At 68.1% G+C, this 23,170-nt stretch carries 22 protein-coding genes and 1 tRNA gene; 10 read left to right on the top strand and 13 right to left on the bottom strand.

Features of this window, described 5'->3' with window-relative positions:
* Window position 1: 1 nt before the first annotated feature.
* On the bottom strand, window positions 2-622 hold the full coding sequence (locus DO944_RS10710) for a tripartite tricarboxylate transporter TctB family protein (RefSeq protein WP_112617161.1): 621 nt from the start codon (window positions 620-622) through the stop codon (window positions 2-4).
* Window positions 619-1,641: a tripartite tricarboxylate transporter substrate binding protein gene (locus tag DO944_RS10705; RefSeq protein ID WP_112617557.1), complete on the bottom strand. Its 1,023-nt coding sequence runs from the start codon at window positions 1,639-1,641 to the stop codon at window positions 619-621. Before DO944_RS10705 ends, DO944_RS10710 begins: the two co-directional genes overlap by 4 nt.
* 163 nt (window positions 1,642-1,804) lie before the next feature.
* Between DO944_RS10705 and DO944_RS10700 the strand changes: the two genes are divergently transcribed.
* From DO944_RS10700 to DO944_RS10690, 3 genes are read left to right on the top strand one after another with little or no spacing between them, the layout of a single operon-like run.
* Window positions 1,805-3,073, top strand: a complete 1,269-nt coding sequence (locus DO944_RS10700) for an ATP-binding protein (protein ID WP_258524678.1) — start codon at window positions 1,805-1,807, stop codon at window positions 3,071-3,073.
* Complete coding sequence (locus DO944_RS10695; protein WP_112617160.1) at window positions 3,070-3,828, top strand: response regulator; 759 nt, start codon at window positions 3,070-3,072, stop codon at window positions 3,826-3,828. The genes DO944_RS10700 and DO944_RS10695 overlap by 4 nt, the downstream gene beginning before the upstream one ends.
* Window positions 3,829-3,888: 60 nt before the next feature.
* The gene (locus DO944_RS10690) at window positions 3,889-4,743 is read left to right on the top strand and encodes a PhzF family phenazine biosynthesis protein (protein WP_112617159.1); all 855 of its coding nucleotides are present in this window, start codon (window positions 3,889-3,891) and stop codon (window positions 4,741-4,743) included.
* Between the two features lie 22 nt (window positions 4,744-4,765).
* Here the strand turns inward: DO944_RS10690 and DO944_RS10685 are convergent, their stop codons facing one another.
* The 3 genes from DO944_RS10685 to DO944_RS10675 form a co-directional block, all read right to left on the bottom strand.
* Window positions 4,766-5,044: a PLDc N-terminal domain-containing protein gene (locus DO944_RS10685; protein ID WP_220118335.1), complete on the bottom strand. Its 279-nt coding sequence runs from the start codon at window positions 5,042-5,044 to the stop codon at window positions 4,766-4,768.
* 76 nt (window positions 5,045-5,120) lie between these two features.
* A complete protein-coding gene (locus DO944_RS10680) occupies window positions 5,121-6,158 on the bottom strand; it encodes a YdcF family protein (RefSeq protein WP_112617158.1) in 1,038 nt (345 codons plus the stop codon).
* A gap of 4 nt (window positions 6,159-6,162) precedes the next feature.
* Window positions 6,163-6,666 carry a MarR family winged helix-turn-helix transcriptional regulator gene (locus DO944_RS10675; protein WP_112617157.1) on the bottom strand — a complete coding sequence of 168 codons (504 nt, stop codon included), beginning with the start codon at window positions 6,664-6,666 and terminating at the stop codon, window positions 6,163-6,165.
* A 59-nt stretch (window positions 6,667-6,725) separates the two neighbouring features.
* Here DO944_RS10675 and DO944_RS10670 point away from each other — a divergent pair, with 59 nt between their 5' ends.
* Window positions 6,726-7,094: a VOC family protein gene (locus tag DO944_RS10670; RefSeq protein ID WP_112617156.1), complete on the top strand. Its 369-nt coding sequence runs from the start codon at window positions 6,726-6,728 to the stop codon at window positions 7,092-7,094.
* Between the two features lie 20 nt (window positions 7,095-7,114).
* Window positions 7,115-7,354, top strand: a complete 240-nt coding sequence (locus DO944_RS10665) for a hypothetical protein (protein ID WP_112617155.1) — start codon at window positions 7,115-7,117, stop codon at window positions 7,352-7,354.
* Between the two features lie 74 nt (window positions 7,355-7,428).
* On the opposite strand, the gene DO944_RS10660 is transcribed toward DO944_RS10665, so the two are convergent.
* The 3 genes from DO944_RS10660 to DO944_RS10650 form a co-directional block, all read right to left on the bottom strand.
* Window positions 7,429-7,665, bottom strand: a complete 237-nt coding sequence (locus DO944_RS10660) for a hypothetical protein (protein ID WP_112617154.1) — start codon at window positions 7,663-7,665, stop codon at window positions 7,429-7,431.
* Between the two features lie 79 nt (window positions 7,666-7,744).
* A complete protein-coding gene (locus DO944_RS10655; RefSeq protein WP_036305878.1) occupies window positions 7,745-8,086 on the bottom strand; it encodes an Lsr2 family protein in 342 nt (113 codons plus the stop codon).
* A 77-nt stretch (window positions 8,087-8,163) separates the two neighbouring features.
* Window positions 8,164-9,819 carry a catalase gene (locus DO944_RS10650; protein WP_112617153.1) on the bottom strand — a complete coding sequence of 552 codons (1,656 nt, stop codon included), beginning with the start codon at window positions 9,817-9,819 and terminating at the stop codon, window positions 8,164-8,166.
* Between the two features lie 445 nt (window positions 9,820-10,264).
* Between DO944_RS10650 and DO944_RS10645 the strand changes: the two genes are divergently transcribed.
* Window positions 10,265-11,569, top strand: coding sequence for a sugar ABC transporter substrate-binding protein (locus DO944_RS10645; protein ID WP_112617152.1), 1,305 nt, complete (start codon window positions 10,265-10,267; stop codon window positions 11,567-11,569).
* A 138-nt stretch (window positions 11,570-11,707) separates the two neighbouring features.
* Window positions 11,708-16,021, top strand: a complete 4,314-nt coding sequence (locus tag DO944_RS10640; protein ID WP_112617151.1) for a discoidin domain-containing protein — start codon at window positions 11,708-11,710, stop codon at window positions 16,019-16,021.
* A gap of 146 nt (window positions 16,022-16,167) precedes the next feature.
* Here the strand turns inward: DO944_RS10640 and DO944_RS10635 are convergent, their stop codons facing one another.
* The 3 genes from DO944_RS10635 to DO944_RS10625 are packed head-to-tail and all read right to left on the bottom strand — an operon-like array spanning window position 16,168 to window position 19,141.
* Window positions 16,168-17,256, bottom strand: a complete 1,089-nt coding sequence (locus DO944_RS10635; protein ID WP_220118333.1) for a glycosidase — start codon at window positions 17,254-17,256, stop codon at window positions 16,168-16,170.
* Window positions 17,257-17,288: 32 nt separating this feature from the next.
* Window positions 17,289-18,182 carry a carbohydrate ABC transporter permease gene (locus DO944_RS10630; RefSeq protein WP_112617150.1) on the bottom strand — a complete coding sequence of 298 codons (894 nt, stop codon included), beginning with the start codon at window positions 18,180-18,182 and terminating at the stop codon, window positions 17,289-17,291.
* Complete coding sequence (locus DO944_RS10625; RefSeq protein ID WP_112617149.1) at window positions 18,182-19,141, bottom strand: carbohydrate ABC transporter permease; 960 nt, start codon at window positions 19,139-19,141, stop codon at window positions 18,182-18,184. The genes DO944_RS10630 and DO944_RS10625 overlap by 1 nt, the downstream gene beginning before the upstream one ends.
* Before the next feature lie 283 nt (window positions 19,142-19,424).
* Here DO944_RS10625 and DO944_RS10620 point away from each other — a divergent pair, with 283 nt between their 5' ends.
* Window positions 19,425-20,435 (top strand): LacI family DNA-binding transcriptional regulator, encoded by a 1,011-nt coding sequence (locus DO944_RS10620; RefSeq protein WP_220118331.1) that lies wholly within the window; start codon window positions 19,425-19,427, stop codon window positions 20,433-20,435.
* A 34-nt stretch (window positions 20,436-20,469) separates the two neighbouring features.
* Here the strand turns inward: DO944_RS10620 and DO944_RS10615 are convergent.
* A tRNA-Lys gene (locus DO944_RS10615) sits at window positions 20,470-20,542 on the bottom strand.
* A gap of 172 nt (window positions 20,543-20,714) precedes the next feature.
* Window positions 20,715-21,386 (bottom strand): fasciclin domain-containing protein, encoded by a 672-nt coding sequence (locus DO944_RS10610; RefSeq protein ID WP_112617147.1) that lies wholly within the window; start codon window positions 21,384-21,386, stop codon window positions 20,715-20,717.
* A gap of 245 nt (window positions 21,387-21,631) precedes the next feature.
* Here DO944_RS10610 and sigK point away from each other — a divergent pair, with 245 nt between their 5' ends.
* The gene (sigK, locus tag DO944_RS10605) at window positions 21,632-22,231 is read left to right on the top strand and encodes an ECF RNA polymerase sigma factor SigK (RefSeq protein ID WP_181574216.1); all 600 of its coding nucleotides are present in this window, start codon (window positions 21,632-21,634) and stop codon (window positions 22,229-22,231) included.
* Entirely contained in the window at window positions 22,228-23,079 is an 852-nt protein-coding gene (locus DO944_RS10600) for an anti-sigma factor domain-containing protein (RefSeq protein WP_112617146.1), read from the top strand. The genes sigK and DO944_RS10600 overlap by 4 nt, the downstream gene beginning before the upstream one ends.
* Window positions 23,080-23,170 lie beyond the last annotated feature (91 nt).

The following is a 23,170-nucleotide window of genomic DNA, read 5'->3' as shown; positions in this document are numbered from 1 at the left end:
GTCAGAACCCTCCGAGGATGCCGGAGGGGAGCGGCATCCCGAGCACCATGTCGAAACCGATGTAGGCGATCGAGCTCACCGTGAGCCCGACGACGAGTCCGCCGAGATGCCTCGTCGAGCCGAAGGCGCGCGCGACGCACCAGAAGAGGAGACCTGCCGCGATGATCCACCCCAGGACCTCGAGCAGGAAGGCGAAGCCGAGGAACGACAGGACGACCCACAGCAGCGAACGCACGTCCACCCGGACGGCCCGGGCGGGAGCGGAGCCGTCGGATTCGGCATCCGCTTCGTCGCCGCCGATGACGTCGGCGCTGACCGCTGCGATGTCGGGCTGTGCCGCGCTCGTCTCGCGCATCTCCTTCACCGCCGACACGACGAGCGCGGCCGCGAAGATGTAGAGCCCTCCGGCGATGATCGCGGGGAAGAACTGGGGACCGGGGAACACGGCGTTCGCCGGCACCTTCATCGTGAAGATCCCCACCAGCAGATAGGTGGCGAATGCGGCGATGATCACCGGCATCGTCAGCCCCTTGAGCAGGGCGGCGATGCCGGGGCCCGAGACGAGCCGCAAGCGATCGCCGACGACGGCCGAGGTTGCGGTCGGGTTCGGGGGGAACGTCATAGTCCCATCTCCTCGTACAGGTTCGTGATGCGCTCTTCCTCGTCGTCGAGGAAGGCGGTCAGCTCGTCTCCGGTGATGATCCGCTCGGTCCAGCGGTAGCGCTCGATCGCGTCCTGCCACTCCGGGGTGGCGACAGAGTCGAGCACGAGCTCGGTCAGAGCGGTCACGTCGGCCTCATCGAGCCCCGAGGGCGCCGCGAGCATGCGCCAGTTCGACAGCGAGATGTCGTAGCCCTGCTCAGCGGCGGTGGGGATGTCGATGCCGTCGATCGGTTCCTTCGCGACGAGCGCGAGCGCCCGCAGCCGGCCCGCCTCGATCTGATCGATGTTGTCGGGGTAGCCGCCGGCGGCCGCTTTCGTGGTGCCGTTGAGGAGCGCCTGGATGGCCTCACCACCGCCGTCGGACGAGATGTAGGTCGTGTCGACGGGGTCGATGCCCGCGGCGAGGGCCAGGTCGGTGACCACGAGCTGATCGAACGATCCGCCGCCCGTCCACGGAATCGACTTCGGGTTCTCGCGCCAGGCGTTCACGAGGTCGTCGAGAGTCTCGTACGGCGAGTCGGCCGGCACGACGATGACGTCGTACTCCTCGACGACGACCGCGAGCGGAGTCACGTCGCTGAGCTTGGCGGCTGAGTCGAACTGGATCGTCGCCGCGAGCAGTCCGGTGCCGCCGACGAGCATGTTGCGCGGTTGACCGTCGAGCACCGAGACGTTGCCGAGCGCGATCGTCCCGCCCGCGCCCGGCATGTTCACCACCTGCACGTTGTTGACGAGGCCGTTGGCCTTCTGCGCCTGCTGCAGCTCGCGGGCCACGCCGTCCCAGCCGCCGCCGGCGGCCGCGGGGGCGATGATCGTCATCGAGGCGTTGATCTCCTGGCCGGTGGCGGCCGAGGTGACCGAGCCGACCGCAGCGGTCGTGATGGCCGCCGCCGCGACGGCGCCCCCGATGATGCGGGCCGCGAGCGTGCGGCCACGGTGCGCCGGGCGCGCGCCGGCGTCTGTCGCGCTATGCGTCATGATCACTCCATTCGCGCGGACATCGTCGTCTCCGCGAGATCGAATTAGGATGGCACTTCGCTGAGCCGCCCCCGAGCGTGGCGGGATTTGTTCTCATAGATGCGCACGGGCACGGCCCGACAGCGTCCGATCGCACGAGGAAGTGGACAGGATGCCGTTCACGGTGAGAGCGTCTGCCGCGCGCCTCGTGCTGCTCGTGCTCCCGTCGGTCGTGACGCTCGCGGCGCTGTCGGCCACCGTGGCCATCGCTCTCGCGGCGCAGGAGCGCACGATCCGAGAGGCGACGACCGAACGCGTGCTCGAGGTGGCCTCGAGCCTCGCCGACCTTCCGGAGGTGCGCGAGGCCGTGGCCGGAGCCACGGGAGCCGGGTCGTCGACCGACCTGGCGGATGCGGCCGACCTGGCCGATGCGACCGCGGTCCTGCAGCCGATCGCGGAGCTTGTCGGTGGAGCCGCGGGTGTCTATTACGTCGTCATCACCGACGACGAGGGCGTCCGGATCACCCACCCTCTGGCGTCCGAACGCGGCGTGCAGGTCGAGACCGCCAACGCCTCCGTGCTCGCGGGCGAGACGTTCGTCGGCACGGAGGTCGGCGCCTCGGGGCCGTCGCTGCGCGCGAAGGTCCCGGTGCGCGGGCCCGACGGAACGCCCATCGGGATGGTGGCTGTAGGTGTGCTCGAGTCGCAGATCGCCGGCGAGCTCGACGAGGCCGTCGGCGCCCTGCTGCCCTGGGCGATTGGTGCGCTCGTCGTCGCGACGCTCGCGAGCTCGATCCTGACCGCCGCGGTGGAGCGCCGGTTCCGCCGGCTGGATGTCATCGCCGCGGAGCACGCGCAGATGCGGCGGACGACGACGGCTCTCCGCGAGCAGTCGCACGAGTTCAGCACCCGGCTGCACGTCATCCACGGCCTCCTGTCCCGCGGCGACACCGACGAGGCTCGCGGATACATCGAAGAGATCGCGAGCGTGCGCCGCCCCCTCGGCGCCGGCGATGACGGGGCCCGCGACGACCAGCCCGTGCTCGCCGCGATGATCCCGACCGTGCGTGCCGAGCTGCACGAGCTCGGGGCTCGGGTGCGCTTCGACCTCGACATCGATGATGACATCGACGAGGGGGTCGTGTCGGTGGTGTCGAACCTGTGCCGCAACGCGGCGGAGGCGGGCGCGGCGAATGTGATCTGCGAGCTGGGCCGCCGGGGGTCCCGCATCGTGGGCTCGGTCGACGACGACGGCCCGGGTGTCGAGCCGCGCGTCGCCCGCCGTATCTTCGCGCCCGGTTACTCCTCCAAGACCGACACGACGGGCCTCGGTCGAGGCTTAGGACTGGATGTCGTACGCCGAATCGTCACGGCCCGATCGGGCTCGGTCGAGGTCGGGAGATCGGCGCTCGGGGGAGCGCGATTCGCCTTCGAGCTGGAGGCTGCGCGATGACCGGACCGATCCGGGTCCTCGTCGTCGATGACGACCGCGGTGCGCGCGCCCTCCACGCGGGATTCGTCTCCGACACCCCCGGCTTCGTCGTCGTCGCCACCGCGGGTACCGGCGAGGCGGCTCTCGAGCACAGCCGGTCCGGGGTCGACCTGATCCTGCTCGATATGCGGCTGCCCGGCATCAGCGGCATCGAGGTGCTCCACCGGCTGCGCACGCTCGGCGACGACGGACCCGACGTGCTGGTCATCAGCTCGTCGCAGGATCAGACCACCGTGCGTCAGGCTCTCGCTGCGCGGGTCGTCGGCTACCTCGTCAAGCCCTTCACGCAGGCCGCACTGAGCGAGCGACTCGAACGCTATGCCGCCGACCGCGAGCGGATCGTCAGCGGCGACCGTGACGCGCTTCTGGCTCAGGGCGAGATCGACCGGCTGCTGTCGACCGGCACCATCCGAACCGCGCCGGTCGCGGCATCCGGATCGCACCGGGGGGAGGGACGGATGACGGGCGGTGGTGACCACGCCGGCCTGCCGAAGGGCCTCGCTGCGCCGACGCTCGCGCAGGTCGTCGCCGCCCTCGACCCGGTCGTCGCGCTCACGGGAGCCGAGGTGGCCGCGGCCTGCGGCATCTCTCGCGCTACCGCGAACCGCTACCTGACGCACCTGGTCGACACCGGCGTCATCCATCTCTCGCATCGCTACGGCAAACGCGGCCGTCCGCAGGTGCTGTACCGGCTCGCCCCGTCGCCCGAGCGCTGAGCGTCGCCGCGTCGTCGGCAACTTCGGCGTGCCACCGACGCGCGGGCGTAGCCTGAACGGATGAGTACGCCCGAGGTCTTGCGATACACCGCGTTCAGCACGCGACCCGAAGGTGGGAATCCCGCCGGCGTGGTCCTGGATGCCGGCGCACTCGACGCCAGCGCCATGCAGCGCATCGCGGCCGATGTCGACTACGCCGAGACGGCCTTCGTCACCGGCACGACCGTCGACGGTGCGCGCTCGGTCCGCTACTTCTCGCCCATCGCCGAGGTTCCGTTCTGCGGCCATGCCACGGTGGCCACAGCGGTCGCGCTCGCCGAGCGAGGCCAGGTCGCCGCAGACGGCGCGGTTCGTTTCGATACCCCCGTCGGCGTCGTGTCGATCGCGGTCTCGCGCGACGGCGACGGCATCCGTGCCTCCTTCACCAGCATCGAGCCATCGGTCCGCGACCTCGACGACGCCGATCTCGAGGCGATTCTCGATCTGCTCGGCCTCACGCGGGCCGACCTCGACCCCGAGCTGCCGCCGCGGCTCGCGAACACGGGCAACACGCATCCGGTCATCGTGCTGGCAGAGCAGAAGACCTTCGACGACTTCTCGTTCGACCCCGACGCGGTTCGTGCGCTGCTCGACGACCGAGGGTGGCCCGCCACCATCACCGTTGCGTTCCGCGCGGCATCCGATCGTTTCCAAGCGCGCAACCTCTTCCCCGTCGGTCGGATCACGGAGGACCCGGCGACGGGGTCGGCTGCGGCGTCGTTCGGGGCCTACCTGCGCTCGCTCGGGGCCGTCGACGCTCCCGCGGTCGTGGTCATCGAGCAGGGCGCACACGTCGGCCGACCGGGGGAGTTGACTGTCGAGATCCCCGTCTCAGGGGGCATCACGGTCTCGGGTCACGCCGTCGCCATCGTCTGACGACCTGCAGGGGCGCTTCCGGTCACACGCGGTCGGTGCGGATGCGAGCCTTGCGGCCACCGAGCCACCAGACGAGCGGGCCGGCGATCGGGAAGACGAAGATCCCGATGATCCACAGCAGCTTGCCGCCGCCGGTGTAGCGCGGCGAAGCGAGGATCGAGATCAGGCTCGAGATGAACAGGATCGCCGCGAGGGCAGCGATCACGGCGAGCACCACGACGACGGATGTCGCCACCCCCGGCATCCACTCGCGCGGCAGCCACTCGTCTGAGACGACGAGGAATCGTGCGGTTTCGATCATGCTTCCAGCCTCGCCCGAGGCAGGGCTCGTGTCGTGAGCCTGTCGATGGATCTCGCCTACCCCCGCGGAATGACGTTCAATCCGCGAAGAGAGTGATCAGCGACATCGCAACGAACGCGATGAGCGGCAACATCAGGACGCCGAGTGCGATGGCGTTGAGCACGAGGTGGTCGCGAAGCAGGGCGAGGTACTCGCGCAGGAGCGCGCTCGGCCGGTAGTAGCGGGCGGTGCGGGCGCCGATCGCGTGGCCCCGCATGCCGAGGGTGCGCAGCAGCGTCGCGGCGCGGAACGCGTGATAGTCGCTCGTCACGGCGAGCACCGGGCCGGTGACGTCACGTTCTGCGAGGATCGCGCGGGTCAGCGTGAGGTTCTCCTCGGTGGTGCGGGATGCGTTCTCGACGAGCAGGCGTTCCGCGGGGGCGCCGAGCTCTGCGGCGTACTCCGCCATCGCGGCCGCCTCGCTCCGTGGCTCGTCTGCGCCCTGACCGCCCGAGACGACGAGCATCGCGCCGGGGGAGCGCTGCAGCGTCGCCACGCCGAGCGCTACGCGCTGGGCGAGCAGCGGCGGGACGCTCCCGTCTCGGCGCAGGCCCGAGCCGAGCGTGACGATCGCCGCCGGCGCGGGCGCGCGTCGTGCGATGCGCGCGTACACCGCCGACCAGCAGAGGTAGGCGACGAAGCCCATGCCGACGTAGCCGATCGGAGCGGCGAGCAGCAGAAGGATGACGGCGAGCTCGAACCATCCCGCCGTGACGGCGACGATGCCGAGCGCGAGGATGGCCAAGACGCCGACTCCGGCCAGGAGCGAGAGGCGGTTCGCCAGCGACCGTCCTTCGCGCTGGATCATCACCACGCCGTTGGCGAGCAGCGCGACGCCGAGTCCCACCGCTGCGAGCAGGGGGATGCTGAAGATCAGCACGAGCGAGACGACGCTGTTCCCGGGAACGGTCAGTGTCGCCACCACCAGCCCGACGCCGAGGATGAAGATCACCACCTCGGCCACGAGCGCACTCGCTGCAAGCGTCAGCAGGACGCCGGGCAGCATTCGACGGGGGTCGCGGGCGGCGAGGAGGATGCCGAGCGCCGCGAAGAGGAGTGTGAAGAAGCCGGGCACGACCTCAGCCTAGAGAGGGTGCATGAGACGCCGGGTCCGCCGCTGGTTCGTCGCCGACGGCGCCGGGCTGCCGCAGAGACCGCGCCATACGCCGCAGCGCCCGGAACGTCGTCAGCCTGTCGGTGTCATCGATCCCTGCCAGCATCCGCAGTTCCACTCCGCGTACCGCCGCCGTCGCCGTCGCCAGTCGTTCACGCCCGCGCGCGGTGAGCTCCGTCGGCAGTGCCTTGCCGGCTGCAGGCGTGTTCGCACGCGTGACTTCGCCGTTTCGTTCCAGTGTCTGCAGCAGGACGTTCATGCTCTGTCGCGTGACGAACGTGCCCCGAGCGAGCTCGGAGTTCGACAGTCCGGGGCGCTGTGCGAGCAGCTCCAAGCACGAGTAGTGGGTGATGTTCATGCCGAGCGGGCGCAGCACGTCTTCCATCGCCGATCGAAGGGCGCTCGATACCTCCTTCACGAGGTACCCCATCGACGTCTCGAGGTCGATTCCGTCGCGGTCTTGACTCATGTCAGTATTCTGACATAGTGGGACGTGTCAGATAACTGACATGCGAAAGGAATCTGCTCATGCCTGTCACCGGACCCGACTTCATCTCCCTCCAAGTGCGCGATCTCGCGGCCGCCCACGCGTTCTACGAGCGGTTCCTCGGGCTCGAGCAATCGCCGCAGGGGCCGCCGCATGCCGTCGTCTTCTCCACCACGCCGATCGCGTTCGCCCTGCGGGACCCGATGCCCGGCGTCGACTTCGACGCGCTCGAGCAGCCCGGCCAGGGCGTCGCGCTGTGGCTTCATGCGACCGGTGTGCAGGATATCCACGATGAACTGCTCGCTGCCGGGCACCGAATCGTGTCTGAGCCTGTCGACGGACCGTTCGGGCTGACCTTCACCTTCGCCGACCCCGACGGGTACCACGTCACGCTTCACGACCGGGGCTGATCGGCTGTTAGGTTCGCTGGGTGCAGAGTCTGTGGCAGCGAATCGGAACGGCCTCCGCCGCGACCCCGTTCGGCGTCATCGTCATGCAGGCGGTCGTCTGGGTCGGGATGTCGGCCATCTGGATTCCCTGGGCGCTCAACGGCGGCGACGTCATCCGCATCGTGCTCGCCGTCATCTCGCCATTACTCGCGCTCTACTGGGTGGTGGCGCTGGTTTTCGGCATCCGACGGCGGCGGGGTTCACGGGCGTCCCGCGATTGATCAGCTCCGCGCAGGACGTCGCCTCATCCGCGTGACCGCATCCGGGATTCCGCGCGGGGCCGTGACCTGCGGGTTCAGCCGCCGGCATCGGCATCATCCGACTGATCGCGGCGGCGCGCGTCGGCCGCGACGCCCAACACGATCCCGAGGGAGAGGCCGATTGCGCCGCCGAGCGCGATGTCGTCGAACGCGAGCATGCCGATGGCGCTGCCGAGCGGAAGGCCGAGCGCGATCCCGATCGCGACCCCGTTCACGCCGCCGCTCTTGCTCGCGCTATCGCTATCGCTATCGCCTGATGGCGGTTCGGTCATGGGATCCTCCGTCCATCGAGGAGAACGAGAAATGGCTCAGGCCTGGAGGTGCCTGAGCCATTTCTGCGATGGAATGGGGTCAGTTCGCGGCGCGGTACGCCTCGATCACGGCTGCCGGAACACGGCCGCGCTCGTTGACGGTGTGACCGTTCGAACGCGCCCATTCACGGACGGCCGTCAGATCGAGGTCGCTCTTGTTCGCGCGCGAGGAGCGCGAACGCGAAGGCGTGTTCGCGCGGATCGAGCGAGCGACATCCACGAACGGTGCCAGCGCCTTGTAGAACTTCTCGGCGTTATCGTCGGAGAGGTCGATCTCGTAAGCGCGTCCCTCGATGGAGAAGGTGATCTGCTTTCCTTCGCCGCTCTCGAGAACGGTTCCGTCGAGATCGTCGATGAGCTGGGTGATTTGTTTGCGGGCCATGGCTGACATATTAACGGTTTGACGGCGTTCTGCATCACCACGTGACCGCAGTATTTCGTGTCGTGGCTATCTGATGCTCAGGCCACCTGTGCGCGCGCATTGGGAACGCAATGAGTCATCTGAAGACCCGCCACGTCGCGAGAGCCGTTGTGCCCGAGATTGCGCAGTCGCTCGAGCTCGTCCTCGCTGAGCGTTTGCGACTGCAGAGGCGGCAGGTCCTTGATTTCCTCCAGCGTGATTCCCAAGCCCTCGCCGACGCGACGGCCGAGGTCGTCCTCCACCATGTAGAAGTGCCAGAGCATCCGCTCTTGGACGGGGCGAGCGGCCTGTCCGATCAGGTCGACGAAGTTCGCCACGAGGTCATCGCGCTCCCAGTCCTCCATCAGCAGGTACCGCTGTCCGGCCTGCGTGTAGTCGTTCGTCCGGGGGATCCGCTTGCGCGTCAGCCGCCCCACGATCTCCGGCCCCTGCTCGTCGTGGGTCGGGTACTGGGCTTCGCGGAGCCCGCCGGTGATGGACGGCTCGTAGTTGACGTGGGGATTCTCACCGCCGTTGTCGACGTGGTACGCCATCTGTCCATCGCGGAGGTTCGTCGCCACCGAGGCGTTCTTCGGGGAATTGACCGGCAGCTGCAGGTAATTCGGACCGACGCGGTAGCGCTGAGTGTCGGAGTACGAGAAGGTGCGCCCTACCAGCATCTTGTCGTCGGAGAAGTCGAGGCCGTCGACGAGGACGCCGGTGCCGAACGAGATCTGCTCGTTCTCGGCGAAGAAGTTCGACACGTTCCGATTGAGCACCATCTTGCCGACGACACGCGGCGGGAACTCGTTCTCGGGCCACACCTTCGTGTCGTCGAGCGGGTCGAAATCGAGCTCGGGGTGGTCGTGGTCGTCCATCATCTGCACCTGGAGCTCCCATTCGGGATACTCGCCGCGCTCGATCGCCTCGTACATATCGCGGGATGCGTGACCGAGATCACCGGCTTGCACGGCGGCGGCATCCGCTTCGGTCATCGAGCTGACGCCGACGGAGGGGATCCAGTGGTACTTGACCAGCTTCGTCTCGCCGTGCTCATTGACCCATTTGTAGGTGTTGACCCCGAAACCCTGCTGGGTGCGATAGTTCGCCGGGATGCCGCGGGGACTGAAGAGGTTCACGAGCATGTGCATCGACTCGGGCGTCTGCGACATGAAGTCGAAGATGCGCGCCGGCTCCTGCCGGAAAGTGATCGGGTCGGGCTTGAGCGAGTGGATGACGTCGGGGAACTTGATCGCGTCACGGATGAAGAAGACACCGAGGTTATTGCCGACGAGATCCCAGTTGCCGTCTTCGGTGTAGAACTTCACGGCGAAGCCGCGCGGGTCGCGCGCCGCCTCCGACGAATCGCGTCCGCCGATGACGGTCGAGAACCGGACGGCGAGGTCGGTGCGCTTGCCCGGCTCCTGGAAGAGCTTCGCGCGCGTGAACTGCGAGATGGGCTCGTCGCCCCACATCCCGGTCGCCTCGAAGTAGCCGAAAGCGACGAAGCCGCGCGCGTGCACGACCCGCTCGGGGATGCGCTCGCGGTCGAAGTGGCTGATCTTCTCGAGGAAGTGGTAGTTCTCCAGCGTCGCCGGCCCGCGAGCTCCGACCGTCCGCTGATTCTGGTTGTCGTAGACGGGGTGTCCCTGTCGGGTCGTCAGCTCGGGACGGTCGTCGCCCTCAGCCGGGCCCTGGTTCGATACATCGGTCATCGCGTCCTCCGTATGGTTCGCATCGTCGTGGGGATGCGGCCGACGCTACGGGGGAGCGGATGCGGTCGAAAGGGGGTTGCGGGGTGCCCCGATCGTCGAGTCGCCACGAACGGTGGATCCTGGGCCTCCGGCATGCGCAGATCCTGGCGAATCGACCGGGGGGAACCTGTGCTGCGGGTGCGCCGGCATGGTCGGGATAGACCGTTTTAGTTGCCGTGCGAGAAGGTGTATTGCGCCTTGACATGTCCCCGACCAAACCGGTTTACTAGGAGTGCAGCATCCACCGTCACGACGAACGCGGCCCGCACGCGTGAATCGTGGCAGGACGCGACTTCGAACTCGTTCCGGCGTGCCGAAGTCGTCGCCGATGACCGCATCGGGAGCCGCATCACAGTGAAGTTCCGTCGCTGACGCGGGCAGCGCCATACGAAGGAGTTAGCGCGCAATGAAGCGTTCCGTTGTCGCGGCCGCCGCACTCGTCGCCGTCGCCCTGCCGCTCACCGCCTGTGCAGGTGGCGGAACCGGTCCCGGCTCAGGCTCTGAGCTGACCGAAGGCCCGATCAAGATCTGGTACTCGACCAACGAGCAGGAGATCGCGTGGGCTGAGGCCGTCGTCGACGCGTGGAACGCCGAGAACCCCGACGCGCAGGTGACCGCCGAGGCCATCCCCTCGGGCAAGTCTTCCGAAGACGCGATCGCGGCCGCCATCACCGCGGGCAACACGCCGTGCCTCGTCTACAACACGGCGCCCGCTGCGGTACCCGCGTTCCAGAAGCAGGGCGGTCTGGTCAACATCTCGAAGACGTTCGACGACGGTGAGTCATTCATCACCGAGCGTTCGGGCGATGCCGCAGACGGATTCCGTTCGCCCGACGGTGACCTGTACCAGGTGCCCTGGAAGGCGAATCCGTTCATGCTCTACTACAACAAGACGGCCTTCGCCCAGGCCGGATTGGATGCCGAGAACCCCAGCCTGTCGACGTACGACGACGTGCTGGCCGCCGCGGCGGCGATCAAGACCGCGGGTTCGGCGGACTTCGCGCTGTACCCGCCGGCATCCGGTGACTACACGAACGCCCTGTTCGACTTCTACCCCTTCTTCCTGGCCAACTCGGGCGGTGAGCAGCTCGTAGCTGACGGAGCAGCAACGTTCACGAGCCCGGAGGGACTCGAGACGCTCGAGTTCTGGAAGACGCTCTATGCCGAGGGCTACTCGTCGGCCGAGGCCTACTCCGGCGACGCCTGGGCCGGCCCGTTCGCCGACGGCGTCGCCGCGATGGGTATCGCGGGGCCCTGGGGCGCCGCGCAGTTCGAGGGCAAGGTCGAGTTCGGAGTGGTGCCGCTGCCCACGGCCGACGGCATTCCGCTCGAGGAGACGTACACGTTCGGCGACTCGAAGAACGTGGGCATCTACTCCTCGTGCGAGAACAAGCAGACCGCGTGGGACTTCACCCAGTTCTCGATGAACGCAGACAACGACCTGGCGCTGCTCGAGACGACGGGGCAGTTCCCGATCCGCACCGACCTGACCGAGGTCGCCGCCGACTATCTCGCCGGTGACCCGCTGCTCGCCACCTTCGCCGAAGAGGTGCCGCTGACGGTCGACGTGCCGAACATCGCGAACGCGTCGGAGATCTGGCAGACCTTCCGCGATGCCTGGGGCGCAGCGGTGCAGACCGGCAGCGCCGATCTCGACGAGACCATGCAGAGCGCAGCCGACACGATCGACCAGCTCGCCTCGCAGGGCTGATTCCCGGGCCGGGCGGAGGGTGTCCTCCGCCCGGCCTTTCCGTTCCGTCGACGGTGTTCGTGCCGTCCTGCATCATCCCCATCTCCGCAGTGCTGCGTACCGACGCTCCACTGCGCCCGTCAGGCCGAAGGAGCCGTCTTGAGATCCCTTACCGCGCTCGCCGCGACCATCACCGCCCTGGTGCTCGGCGCCGGCGCCCTCATCGCTCCGCCGGCGGCTGCTGCCACCCTCGACGACGACGTCGACACGATCGTCAGCCGCCTGCAGGACTACTACCTGGGGCAGGGCGATGACATCATCATCGCCAACGGCATCTTCCTCGCGCGCGCGTCGGAGGCCCAGGAGTACGCCGCCTCGCAGAACGAGGACGGTTCGTGGGCGGACGTGAACTACGCCGACCGCACGAGTTCCGCGAACGGCTCGACGTGGTCCGCCTACATCGCCCTGTACCGCATGCTCGCGATGGCGCAGGCCTACCGGTCGCCCGATGCCCCCGGGTTCGAGGACCCTGAACTGATAGCAGCTCTCGATCGCGCCCTCGTGCACTGGGATCGGGTCGACCCCGGCAACCAGAACTGGTGGGAGACCGAGATCGGCGAGTCGATGGTGATGGGCCGCATAGCAGTCTTCGTGGGTGATGAGCTGTCGGGCGAGGCGTTCGACGCGGCGCAGGAGCACAACACCGGCAAGCTCGACCCCGTCGGCGCGAACGGTGCGTGGCGCACGACCAACTACCTCTTCGAGGCGGTGTCGACCCGCAACTTCGAGGACATCACCGCCGGGTTCGCCACGATGGTCGAGACGGTCGAAGTCGACGAGTCCGGTGACGTCAACGAAGCGGTGCAGCCCGATGCGAGCTTCTGGGCACACGAGGCCCAGCTGTACAGCGAGGGCTACGGCATGGCCCTCTTCACCAACGTCGCGATCTGGGCGGATGCCGCACGCGGGACGAGCCTCGGCTTCACCCGGGAACAGCTCGACACGATCGCGTTCTACATCATCAACGGCACTCGATGGATGATCCGCGGCGAGGTCGGGATGCTGTATCTCGGCTACCGTCCGCCCAAGACGGTCGACGGCGTCACCGGCTACGCCGCCGAGTTCCTCGAGCCGCTCGATCAGATGGTGCGCACCGACGCCCTGTACGCCACCGCGTACCGCGATCTCGCGGCCAATATCCGCGGGCAGGCGGTCGGGAACGGAGTAACCGGAAACAAGTACTTCTGGCGCTCGGAGTTCTCGTCGCAGCTGCGCGATGACTACGGCATCTTCACCCGTCTGAACTCCAGCCGCACGGTCGGAGCCGAGTACCGGTCGACGTTCCGTCCCGCAGTCGGCAACGAGGTGTACTGGAACTCCGCCGGCGCGACCGCGATCCAGGTGACCGGTCGCGAGTACCTCGAGCTCGGGCCCGCCTTCGACTGGTTCCATTACCCGGGAGTTACCGCTCCCTACGTCAAGGAACAGACGCGCGGCACGAACGGGCGCGTCGGCAACGGCGGCAGCTTCACCGGCGGTGTCTCCGACGGCACGTACGGTGCGAGCGTGTACACGCTCGATCGCTCGTCGTCGAAGGCGAGCAAGAGCTACTACTACTTCGACGACGAGATGGTTGCCCTGGGCGCCGGCATCCGGTCGACGTCGGACGGCGCCGTGCACACGGTCGTGAACCAGGCGTCCGCGAAGCCGAACGCCTCGGTAGGCGGCGAGGCGATCGAGGCCGGCACGGCCGACCAGCCGCTCGACGGCGCCCGCTGGGCCTACAACGACCAGGTCGGCTACGTCGTGCCGGACGACGGCTCGCTGCGTGTCTCACGCCAGCTGCAGAGCGGCAGCTGGGTGGGTGAAGACGTCGTCGAGCGAGACGCATTCACGCTCTACTTCGATCACGGCGTGCGGCCGACGGATGCGAGCTACGAGTACACGGTCCTGCCGGCGGCCGGCCCCGGCGAGGTCGCCGCGTATGCCGCCGCCCCCGCAGTCGAGACGCTGCGCAATGACGCGTCGGTGCAGGCGGTGCGCCACGCAGGGCTCGAGCGCACGATGGCCACGTTCTACGAAGCCGGTGACCTCGATCTCGGCGACGGACGCGTGCTGCGCGTCGACCAGCCCGCGATCGTCATCCTCGACGAGTCGGGCGACTCTCCGGTCGTCAGCCTCGCCAACCCTGACAAGCCGGCGCTCCTGGTGCGGGTGGACCTCATCGGCGCAGAGACGAGCCAGCGCGGCACGTTCGCGCTCGGTTCGGGCGCCTATCTGGGGCAGACGGTGACCGCGCCGCTGACCAATTCCGAGGGCGGCGCTGCGTCGCCATTCAGCGCCAGCAGCACGGCGGCCGGGTCCGACGCCGCGTTCGCGGGCGATGGTGACGCCGGCACGGCGTGGCGATCGAGCGAGGCCGGTGTGCAGTGGCTCACCGCCGATGTCGGGGTCGGGTCATTCGTCACAGGGGTCACGATCGAGTGGGAGGATGCCGCGGCCGAGCGCTACCTGCTGCAGACATCTCTCGACGGCCGCACCTGGGTCGATCAGCGGGTCGTGCAGGACGGCGACGGTGGTACGGATGCGGTCGAGTTCGCGCCGCAGGCGGCCACATACGTGCGCCTGCTGATGCTCGAAAGCGTCGGCGACGGGTCGTACGGCGTCGCAGAGTTCGAGGTCAGCTCGACGCGCAACATCGCCCTCGGCCGGTCGGTGACCGCGTCGGGAGGCAGCGCGATCGGGAGCATCACCGACGGCAACATGGCCACCCGGTGGAGCTCGAACCTGTCGGACACCGCATGGACGCAGGTCGACCTGGGGTCGGTGCAGCCGATCGGAGCGGTGCGGCTCTGGTGGGAGGCGTCGTACGCGACCCGCTACCGCATCCAGGTCTCCGATGACGCCGCGTCGTGGCGTGATGTCTACACCACCCCGGAAGCCGGCAGCGACGGGGGCGTCGACGTGCTCGAGATCGACGCAGACGCCCGGTACGTCCGGATGCAGGCGTCGGCGCGCAGTGCCTCGCAATACGGCGTTTCGCTGTGGGAGTTCGAGGTGTTCCCCGATGACCTGATCGTCTCGGCGAACGCAGCGCCCGCAGGGCGCGAGAATCTCGCCCTCGGCAAGGACACGACAGCCGACTCGCAGTTCAGCGATGCCCTCGCCGCTCAGTACGCGACCGACGGCAACACGACGACCCGGTGGGCGTCGCTGCGGCAGAACGCGCCGTATACGACTCCGCGCTGGCTGCAGGTCGACCTGGGCGCTGAGCGCACGGTCAACCAGGCGGTCATCACGTGGGAGGCGGCGACGTCGAACGACTACCGTGTGCAGGGATCGATCGACGGCGCGACGTGGAGCGAGCTCGCGCGGGTGCAGAAGACATCGGCCGAGCTGCGCAACGTCGTCGATTTCGCCGACACCGAAGTGCGCTACGTGCGTGTTGAGGGGCTGCCCGTCACTCGTTACGGCATGTCGATCTTCGAGCTCGAGCTGTACGGCGGGTACAACTTCGCGTCGCTGACCGAGTCGGTGACCGTCGAGGCGGACAGCACCGCGGTGGTCGCGGCATCCATCACCCCGCTCGACGGCGATGACACGTTCTCGGCGTACCCGCTCGACGCTGCGGTCGCGACAGTCGACGGTGACGCCCGCGTGGCGGCCGACGGCCGGATCGAGTTCGACCTGACAACGGGCCGGTCGGGGTCGACGTCGGTGCTGCTGCTGCACGCCAACGGCGACGAGCCGGTGTGGTCGAGCGTAAGCATCGCCATCTCGACCGCGGAGTTGCAGAGGCTGGTCGAGCAGGCGAACGCCCTCGACAGCACGCGGTACACCGCCGAAAGCTGGCAACCGCTGCTTCCGGCCCTCGAGGCCGCGAAGGAGCTGCTTCGGGCGCCCGCGGGCGTCTCGCAGGAGACGGCGGATGCTCGAGCCGCGGCGCTCCGCGCGGCGATCGATGGGCTGCTCGTCGATGAAGCACCCGCGACGCCGACGCTGTCGGTGTCGGGCGAGGTGCGGGCCGGGTCGCCGATCAGCGTCGTCGGCACCGGGTTCGAAAGCGGCGCCGAGTACGTGGTGCAGTTGCGTTCGACGCCTGTCGACCTGGGCGCAGTCATCGCGGATGCCGAAGGGGCGTTCGAGCTGAGGGCGGCGGTGCCTGCCGATGTCGCACCGGGGGAGCACACGCTCGTCGCGATGCAGGGCGAGACGGATGTCGCGTCGCTGGTGGTCACGGTCGCCGCTGCGCCCTCGGATGGCGGCACGGGCGGTGGCTCGGATGGCGGCGCCGGCGGCGGTTCGGGCGGCGACCCCGCCGGCCCTCCGTCCACCGGCGACCTGGACCGCGACGGTGAGCTGTCGGCTACGGGCGGGCAGATCGCGGGCGTCATGTGGGCGATCGGCATCGCCGGGGCGCTGCTGGTAGCGGGAGCCGCCGCGGTGCGCGGCGCTCGTCGAAACCGCGCCTGAAACCGGAGCGACAGTGCGGCCGGAGCCCTGTGGGGTACCGGCCGCACTCGTCTGTCCGACCCGCGGGTGCCTGAGTACACACACGACGGAACCCCCTCCCGGTGGGAAGGGGGTTCCGTCGTGTGTGGTTCGGTTCGCGCTGCGGATCAGTCGTTGGTGCGCCGCAGCTCTGCGACGCCGATCGACGAGTCGGCCATGCCGTAGAACACGAAGTCGCGCCCGCCGATCGTTTCGATGGCCGTCGGGAAGACGACATTTCCGAGCGTGCCCGACACCTCTTCTGCGACCTCGGGCGCGAGCAGCGGCTCGGACGAGCGCGCGATGATCCGGCGTGGGTCCGCCGCGTCGAGGATGATGGCGCCCGCTGCGTACTTCGAGCCGTGTGCGAGCTCGAACCCCTTCGGCTGCGCGCCCGAGACGCCGTGGTGCAGCAGCAGCCAGCCTTCGGGAACGCGGAGCGGGGAGGGGCCGGCGCCGATCTTGGCGCTCTCGTACCAGGCCTCCGGCGCGACGATCATCTCGGACTTCTCGATGTGGGTGAGCGTCGACAGGTCGCGTGTCGCGGCCTCGAGGTCGATGTAGCCGATCCAGATCGAGGGGCGGTCGTCGTCGATCCCCGCCGGAGGGCGCGCCCCTTCGCCGTCGCGCAACCAATCGAGGTCCCACATGGGGCGGTGCAGCACCGCGAGGCTCGGGCGACCATCGGGGCCCGGAACGGCGTCCGGGAAGAACACGATGTCCTTATTGGGGAACAGGTTCAGGTCTGAGTCGAGTTCGGGCTGGTACGCGAACCGCACGGGCCCGAGTCGACGCCACGTGACGGTGTCGGTCGACACGGCCATGGCTGACTTCGGACCGAGCGGGCCGTAGGCGACGTAGGTCATCACGTGCAGACCGAGGGGCGCCACGAAGGTGATGCGCGGGTCCTCGACACCGGCGTTGCTCGCGCCGTACTCCCATCCCTCGTCGGGCGAGAGCACGACGCCGAGGCGCTCGACAGCGACCGGCTGGCCGTCGTCGACTACGACGCGTGCGCGTGCGATGCGCGACACGTTGCCCTCGGCGACGATGCGTGGGTAGAGGTACAGCTCACCATCGGGGCCCCAGGCGGTGCCGGGGTTGAGCACGCCTTCGACTTCGAACGGATCGTTCGCGTCGGAGGTCATGATCGTGCCGATCCGGCGCAGCGCGTACGGCACGTCGGTCATCGATTCCACGGGGGAATGAGTGGTCATCGTGTGTCTTTCATTCGGAGGGACGGGCTGCGTCAGCCCTTGACGGCGGACCCGAGGTTCGCCGAGGTGAAATGGCGCTGGAAGAGCAGGAACAGCACGACGACCGGCACGGCCAGTACGCAGGCTCCGGCGAGTACGGCACCCATCGGGTTGGCGAGGAAGGTGCCGTTGGACTGCGAGAAGTTGGCCAGGCTCACGGCGAGGGTCTGCAGGTCGGCGTTCTTGGTGACCAGGAAGGGCCAGAGGAACTCGTTCCACGGCCCGATGAAGGTCACGAGCATGGCGGTCAGCACTGCGGGGCGCACGAGGGGCACCGCGATCGACCGCAGGATGCGCATCTCGCTCGCCCCATCGATGCGAGCGGCGTCGAAGATCTCTTTCGGGATCTGCAGGAAGTACTGGCGGAAGATCAGAACCGCGACCGAGTTGATCGCAAACGGCAAGATCATGCCGACGTAGTTGTCGGCGAGGTTGAAGTAGCGCACGACCATGACGTAGAGCGGGATCATCAGCAGCTGGAAGGGGATCGCCTGCACCAGCAGCACAAGGGCGAACACGAGGCCCTGACCGCGGAACTGCAGGATCGACAGTGCGTAGCCCACGAGCAGGCCGAACACGAGCGTGCAGCCGACGACACCGGCCGTCATGATCAGCGAGTTGCCGAGCGAGCGCAGCAGGTTGATCGACTCGTTCACTTCGATGAAGTTCTCGAGCGTCAGGTTGCCCGGAAGCGGGAGCAGGCCGAACAGGCTGGTGTCGCGTTCGCGCTGCAGCGCCCCGATGACCATGTAGTAGAAGGGCACGAGCGCGGCGAGGGCGCCGACGCCGAGCGCGCCGAAGCGGAGCGCGGCGAGGACACGCGACCCGCCGGGCCTACGGGCGCGTGTTGTGCGTGCGTCGACGGGGAGGGGGGTTTCGGTGGTCATCAGTTCTTCCTCTCCGTCAGGCGGCGCGACACGAGCGATACGAGCATCACGGCCACGACGAGGATCATGCCGATCGCAGCGGCGATGTCGGGCTGCCCCTGCTGGATGCCCTTCTGGTACATGAGCAGAGCCGGTGTCAGCGAGGCGCCGTTCGGCCCACCGCCGGTGAGCAGATATGGCTCGGTGAAGATCTGGCCGGTCGTGATGATCGACAGCAGAATGACCAGCGACGTCACCGGAGCCACTCCCGGCAGGGTGACCGAGCGGAAGCGCTGCCAGCGGCCGGCACCGTCGAGCTGCGCGGCCTCGTACTGCTCTTCGGGCACGTTCTGCAGTGCGGCGAGATAGAGCAGGATGTAGAAGCCGAGGTTCTTCCACGTCACGTACACCGCGATCAGCGGCATGATGATCGTCGGATTCGCGAGCCACGTCGGGTCGGGGGAGAGACTGCCCAGCAGCGCGTTCACGACGCCGTTGCCGTTGAACAAGAAGATCCACACCGCGATCGTCGCGACCGACGCGGTGACGTAGGGGATGTAGTAGGCGACGCGGAAAAAGCCCTTCCAGTGCACGACGGCGTTGAGTCCGCTCGAGAGCAGCAGGCCGAGCACGACCGTCAGCGGCACGTTGATGACGAGGAAGATCAGCAGGTTCAAGAACGCCTGCCGTACCTGGCTGTCGGCGAGCACCGTGGCGAAGTTGTCGAATCCGACGAACGGATGCGGCACCGCGACGCCGGGGGCGGTGAAGAAGAACTCGTGGAACGACATCCAGATGCCGAAGCAGAACGGCACGAGGAAGACGACGACGACGAAGGCGACATAGGGGCTGCTCAAGAGCAGGCCGATCGGATTCTCGCCCAGCCAGCGGTGCACTCGTCGCTTCCGTCGCGGTGTCGCGGTCGTCTGGGGCGAGACGACGCCGGTCGGATCGGAGACCCTGTCTGCTACGCGCGTCATCGCGGCACTCCTCATTCTCGAGTCGCGTGCGCCGTCGGTCTTGGGTGGACGGCAGGCATCCCGACGATGGTAGTAAACCGGTTTGTCTCCCGTAGGTCAACTCTTGGGCGTGAACGCGTCTTCGCCGCACCAGAACGCGGATCAACGCCGGCGATCCGCACTAAAAGAGCGCTAAAACGCGCGCTATGATGGGGCGATGACCACGCCCCCGCCAGGCCCGGCTGCTTCGCAGAGCCCCGAGGACCGGCCCCGCCCGTCCCGCGGCGAGCATCGGGAGCGCAAGGTGACCATCGGCGACGTCGCCGCTCGCGCGGGCGTATCGAAGAGCGCCGTGTCGTTCGTCTTCAATGGACGCGGCGGTGTGGGCGACACCGCTCGTCAGCGCATCCTGCAGGCCGCGGCCGATCTCGACTGGCGCCCTGATTCGCGCGCGCGTGCCCTATCTCGCAGCCGTGCGCAGGCTCTGGGCTATGTCGTGCGCCGCGAGCCCGAGCTGTTCAGCACCGACCCCTTCTTCCCGCAGTTCATCGCTGGCGTCGAGAGCGGCCTGTCGGGCATCGGCTATGCGCTCATGCTCCAAGTGGTCGAGAGCGAAGATGCCGAGCACGCAGCGTATGTCAGCTTCGCGCGCGAGTCGCGGGTGGATGGCGTCTTCCTCGGCGACCTGCGTATGGACGACACCCGTCCCGATGAGTTGACGCGCCTCGGCATGCCGTTCGTCATGGTCGGGCCAGCTGGTCCCGCGAGTGGCGACATAGCGCCCATCGGCTTGGACGACGCCGCTGGCGTGCGGCGCGCCGTGCGCCACCTGAGTGCCCTCGGGCACCGACGGATCGCGCATGTCGGCGGCCCGGACCGCTACATCCACTCCCACGTCCGCCGGCAGGCCTGGGAGCAAGAGATGGCGCACCTGGGGCTGCCGCCCGGGCCCGCTGTCAGCGCCGATTTCACCGGTGCGGCGGGGGCCTCGGCGACCCACGAGCTACTTGACCTGTCGGATCCTCCGACGGCGATCGTCTACGCCAACGATCTGATGGCCATCGCCGGGATGTCGGCCGCCATCGACCGCGGGCTGACGGTGCCCGGTGACTTGTCGATCGTCGGGTTCGACGACATCCCGCTCGCGCCGTACATCGTGCCGCCGCTGACAACGGTGCGTCAGGATGTGATCGCCTGGGGAAGAGCATGTGCGCATGCCCTGGTCGCGCTGGTCGAAGGCAAAGAACCGGAGGCCGTCCAGCTTCCGTCGGTGGAATTCGTGGTCCGCGCAAGCACAGCTCGAGTGATGCGCTGACCGCGTTCTGCGTGCCGTGCCATCCTTCGAGGAGTGGGCCCCGTGGGGCTCGAACCCACGACCCGCGGATTAAAAGTCCGATGCTCTACCGACTGAGCTAGAGGCCCTGAGCTTCCCAGCTTAGTAGCCGCGGGGGAGGCCCCGAACCGACCGACACCCGACCCGCCGACATCCGTCCGGGCACGACAAAGCCGCCGGTGTGCTCGCACCGGCGGCTTCGCCTCGGCCACGGAGATACCGAGGCCGTGCCGCGGGAACCCCTCACCGCGGCTGTTCGGGTCACATCGGGGGCATCAGCACCGTGTCGATGAGGTAGACCGTGGCGTTGGCCGTCGTGACGCCACCGCAGATGACCGCGGCGCTGTCGTTGACCATGATGTTGTCGCCCGAGCCGGTGACGGTCAGGTCGGCACCGTTGACGGTGGTGTGGGTGCCGTCGATCTCGTCGGGCGCGATCTGGCCGGGCACGACGTGGTAGGTGAGGATCGACGTGAGGGTCGCCGAGTCGGTCTTCAGCGACTCGATGGTGGCGGGGTCGATCTTCGCGAAAGCGTCGTCGACGGGAGCGAAGACGGTGAACTCGTCACCGTTCAGCGTGTCGACGAGGTTGACGTCGGGGTTGAGCTGTCCGCTGACGGCGGCGACGAGCGTCGTGAGCAGCGGGTTGTTCGAGGCGGCCGTGGCGACCGGGTCCTGCGACATGCCTTCGACCGAGCCGGCGCCGTCCGGAACGGCTGCGGCGTAGTCGGCACAGCCGGGGCCGACGAGGTTGGCGGCCGGGTCCATCGAAGCGTCGGGCGATGCCGACTCCATGGGGGCGGCCGACGACGAGGGGGCCTCGGTCTCCTCGGTCATCGTGTCACCCGATCCCGACGAGCAGGCCGACAGAGCGAGGGCTCCGGCGAAGCCGAGGGCCAGGGCAGCAGTGAACTTCTTCTTGGTGCTGAGCATGATTGCCTCCGTGTGTTCTCCGCCGTGGGTCCGTCCCCGGCGTCGAGGGTTCTTCGGAGGCCCCCACCGATCGGATCGGAAAAAGTTCAAGAAAGTTCGAAACCGAGTTTTCAGGCATCCGAAGCACTCCTCTCATCCGAAGAAGGGCGACACGGACGCCGTGACGGTCCTGGCCGCGAAGCGCGGCAGGTAGAGAACCGATAACAGGTCGGCGCTGCATCCGGGAACAGGTCGGAGGATGCGGCATGCTGGTAGCGATGGTCATAGATGGAATGGACGTGCCCGACGACGGGCCGTCGACGGATCACGTCGCGGAGCTGATCCAGCGTTGCGCCGACGGTGACCACAGTGCTTTCGCCAGCCTGTACGACACCCTGTCCGGACGGGTCTTCGGACTCATCCTGCGCGTGCTGGTCGACCGCGCGCAGAGCGAGGAAGTGCTCCAGGAGGTCTTCCTCGAGGTGTGGCAATCCGCTTCGACGTTCGCTCCGAAGAAGGGGCAAGGAAGATCGTGGGTTCTCACGATCGCCCACCGCCGAGCGGTAGACCGAGTCCGGTCGTCGCAGGCGAGCAGCGATCGCGATGTACGCGCGGGCTACCGAGAGATGGCGACACAGCCCGAAGGCGTCGCCGAACAGGTGGAGCTGCGCATCGAAGGACGGCGCGTCGCTCGGGCTCTCAGCTCTCTACCCGAGGCGCAACGAGAGGCCATCACCCTCGCCTACTACGGGGGTTACAGTCAAAGCGAGATCGCAGCGCTGGTGGGAGCGCCGCTCGGAACGATCAAGACACGGATGCGTGATGGATTGACCAAGCTCCGTAGTGCAATGGGGGTGACATCGTGAACGAACAGACATTCGCCGAGCTTTCGGCAGGGTACGCGCTCGGAGCGCTGTCGCCTGAGGACGAGCTCGCCTATCGCGAGGCCCTCGACGCGCACCCCGAGTGGATGCCCCTGGTCGAGGCGGATGCCGCAGCGGCGGCTCTGCTGTCGGAAGGTGTCGCCGATGTGACGCCCCCGCCGGGCCTGAAAACGAGCCTGCTCGCGCAGATCGGTGCGCCCGAAGCCGTCGGGCCGCGGGCCGAGACGTCCGCACCCGTCGAAGCGCCGCGCCACGAAGACGACATCGCCGACCCGGCGGACGAGCTCCAGAACGACGACCCGCGGGCCGCGGCATCCGGCTACTCCGTCGGCTCTCCCGTGACCGAGGAAGTGCAGCTGGTGCAGCGTCGCAATTGGACGCGCAGCCTCTTCGCACTGACCGCCTCGATCGCGTTGCTCGTCGGCATCGGCTGGGGTGTCGGCACCCTGACTCAGGGCATGCGCGCGCCGTCCGCCGAGAGCGTGCTCGCACAGATCGAGCGTTCCGACGACGCCCAGTCGAGCACCGCACAGCTCGTGGACGGCGGTGAAGCCACTGTTCACTGGTCGCCGAGCGTCGACGGCGTCGTTCTCGTCGCCGAAGGCCTGCCCGAGATCGCCGACGACCAGTCGTACGAGGCATGGTTCGTGCGCGGCAGCGCGCCGATCCCGGCGGGCGCCTTTGAATCGAGCGACGGTTCGGCCGCCATGCTTCTCGAGGGTGACATGCAGCCTGAGGACGTCATCGCCCTCACGATCGAGCAGAGCGGCGGGTCGCCGAGCGGCCTGCCCACCACCGACCCGATCGTCGCGATCCCGACGAGCGCCTGACTGCCCGACCCCGTTATCCGGCAGCGGAACGGCCGGCCCCGAGTGGGCCGTTCTGTCGTTTCCAGCTTGTGCCCGCGAGGGCCGGAGGGCT

It is taken from the genome of Microbacterium sp. SMR1 (assembly GCF_003289625.1).
Taxonomy (GTDB): Bacteria; Actinomycetota; Actinomycetes; order Actinomycetales; family Microbacteriaceae; genus Microbacterium; species Microbacterium plantarum.
This window is presented reverse-complemented; position numbering and strand designations above follow the sequence as displayed.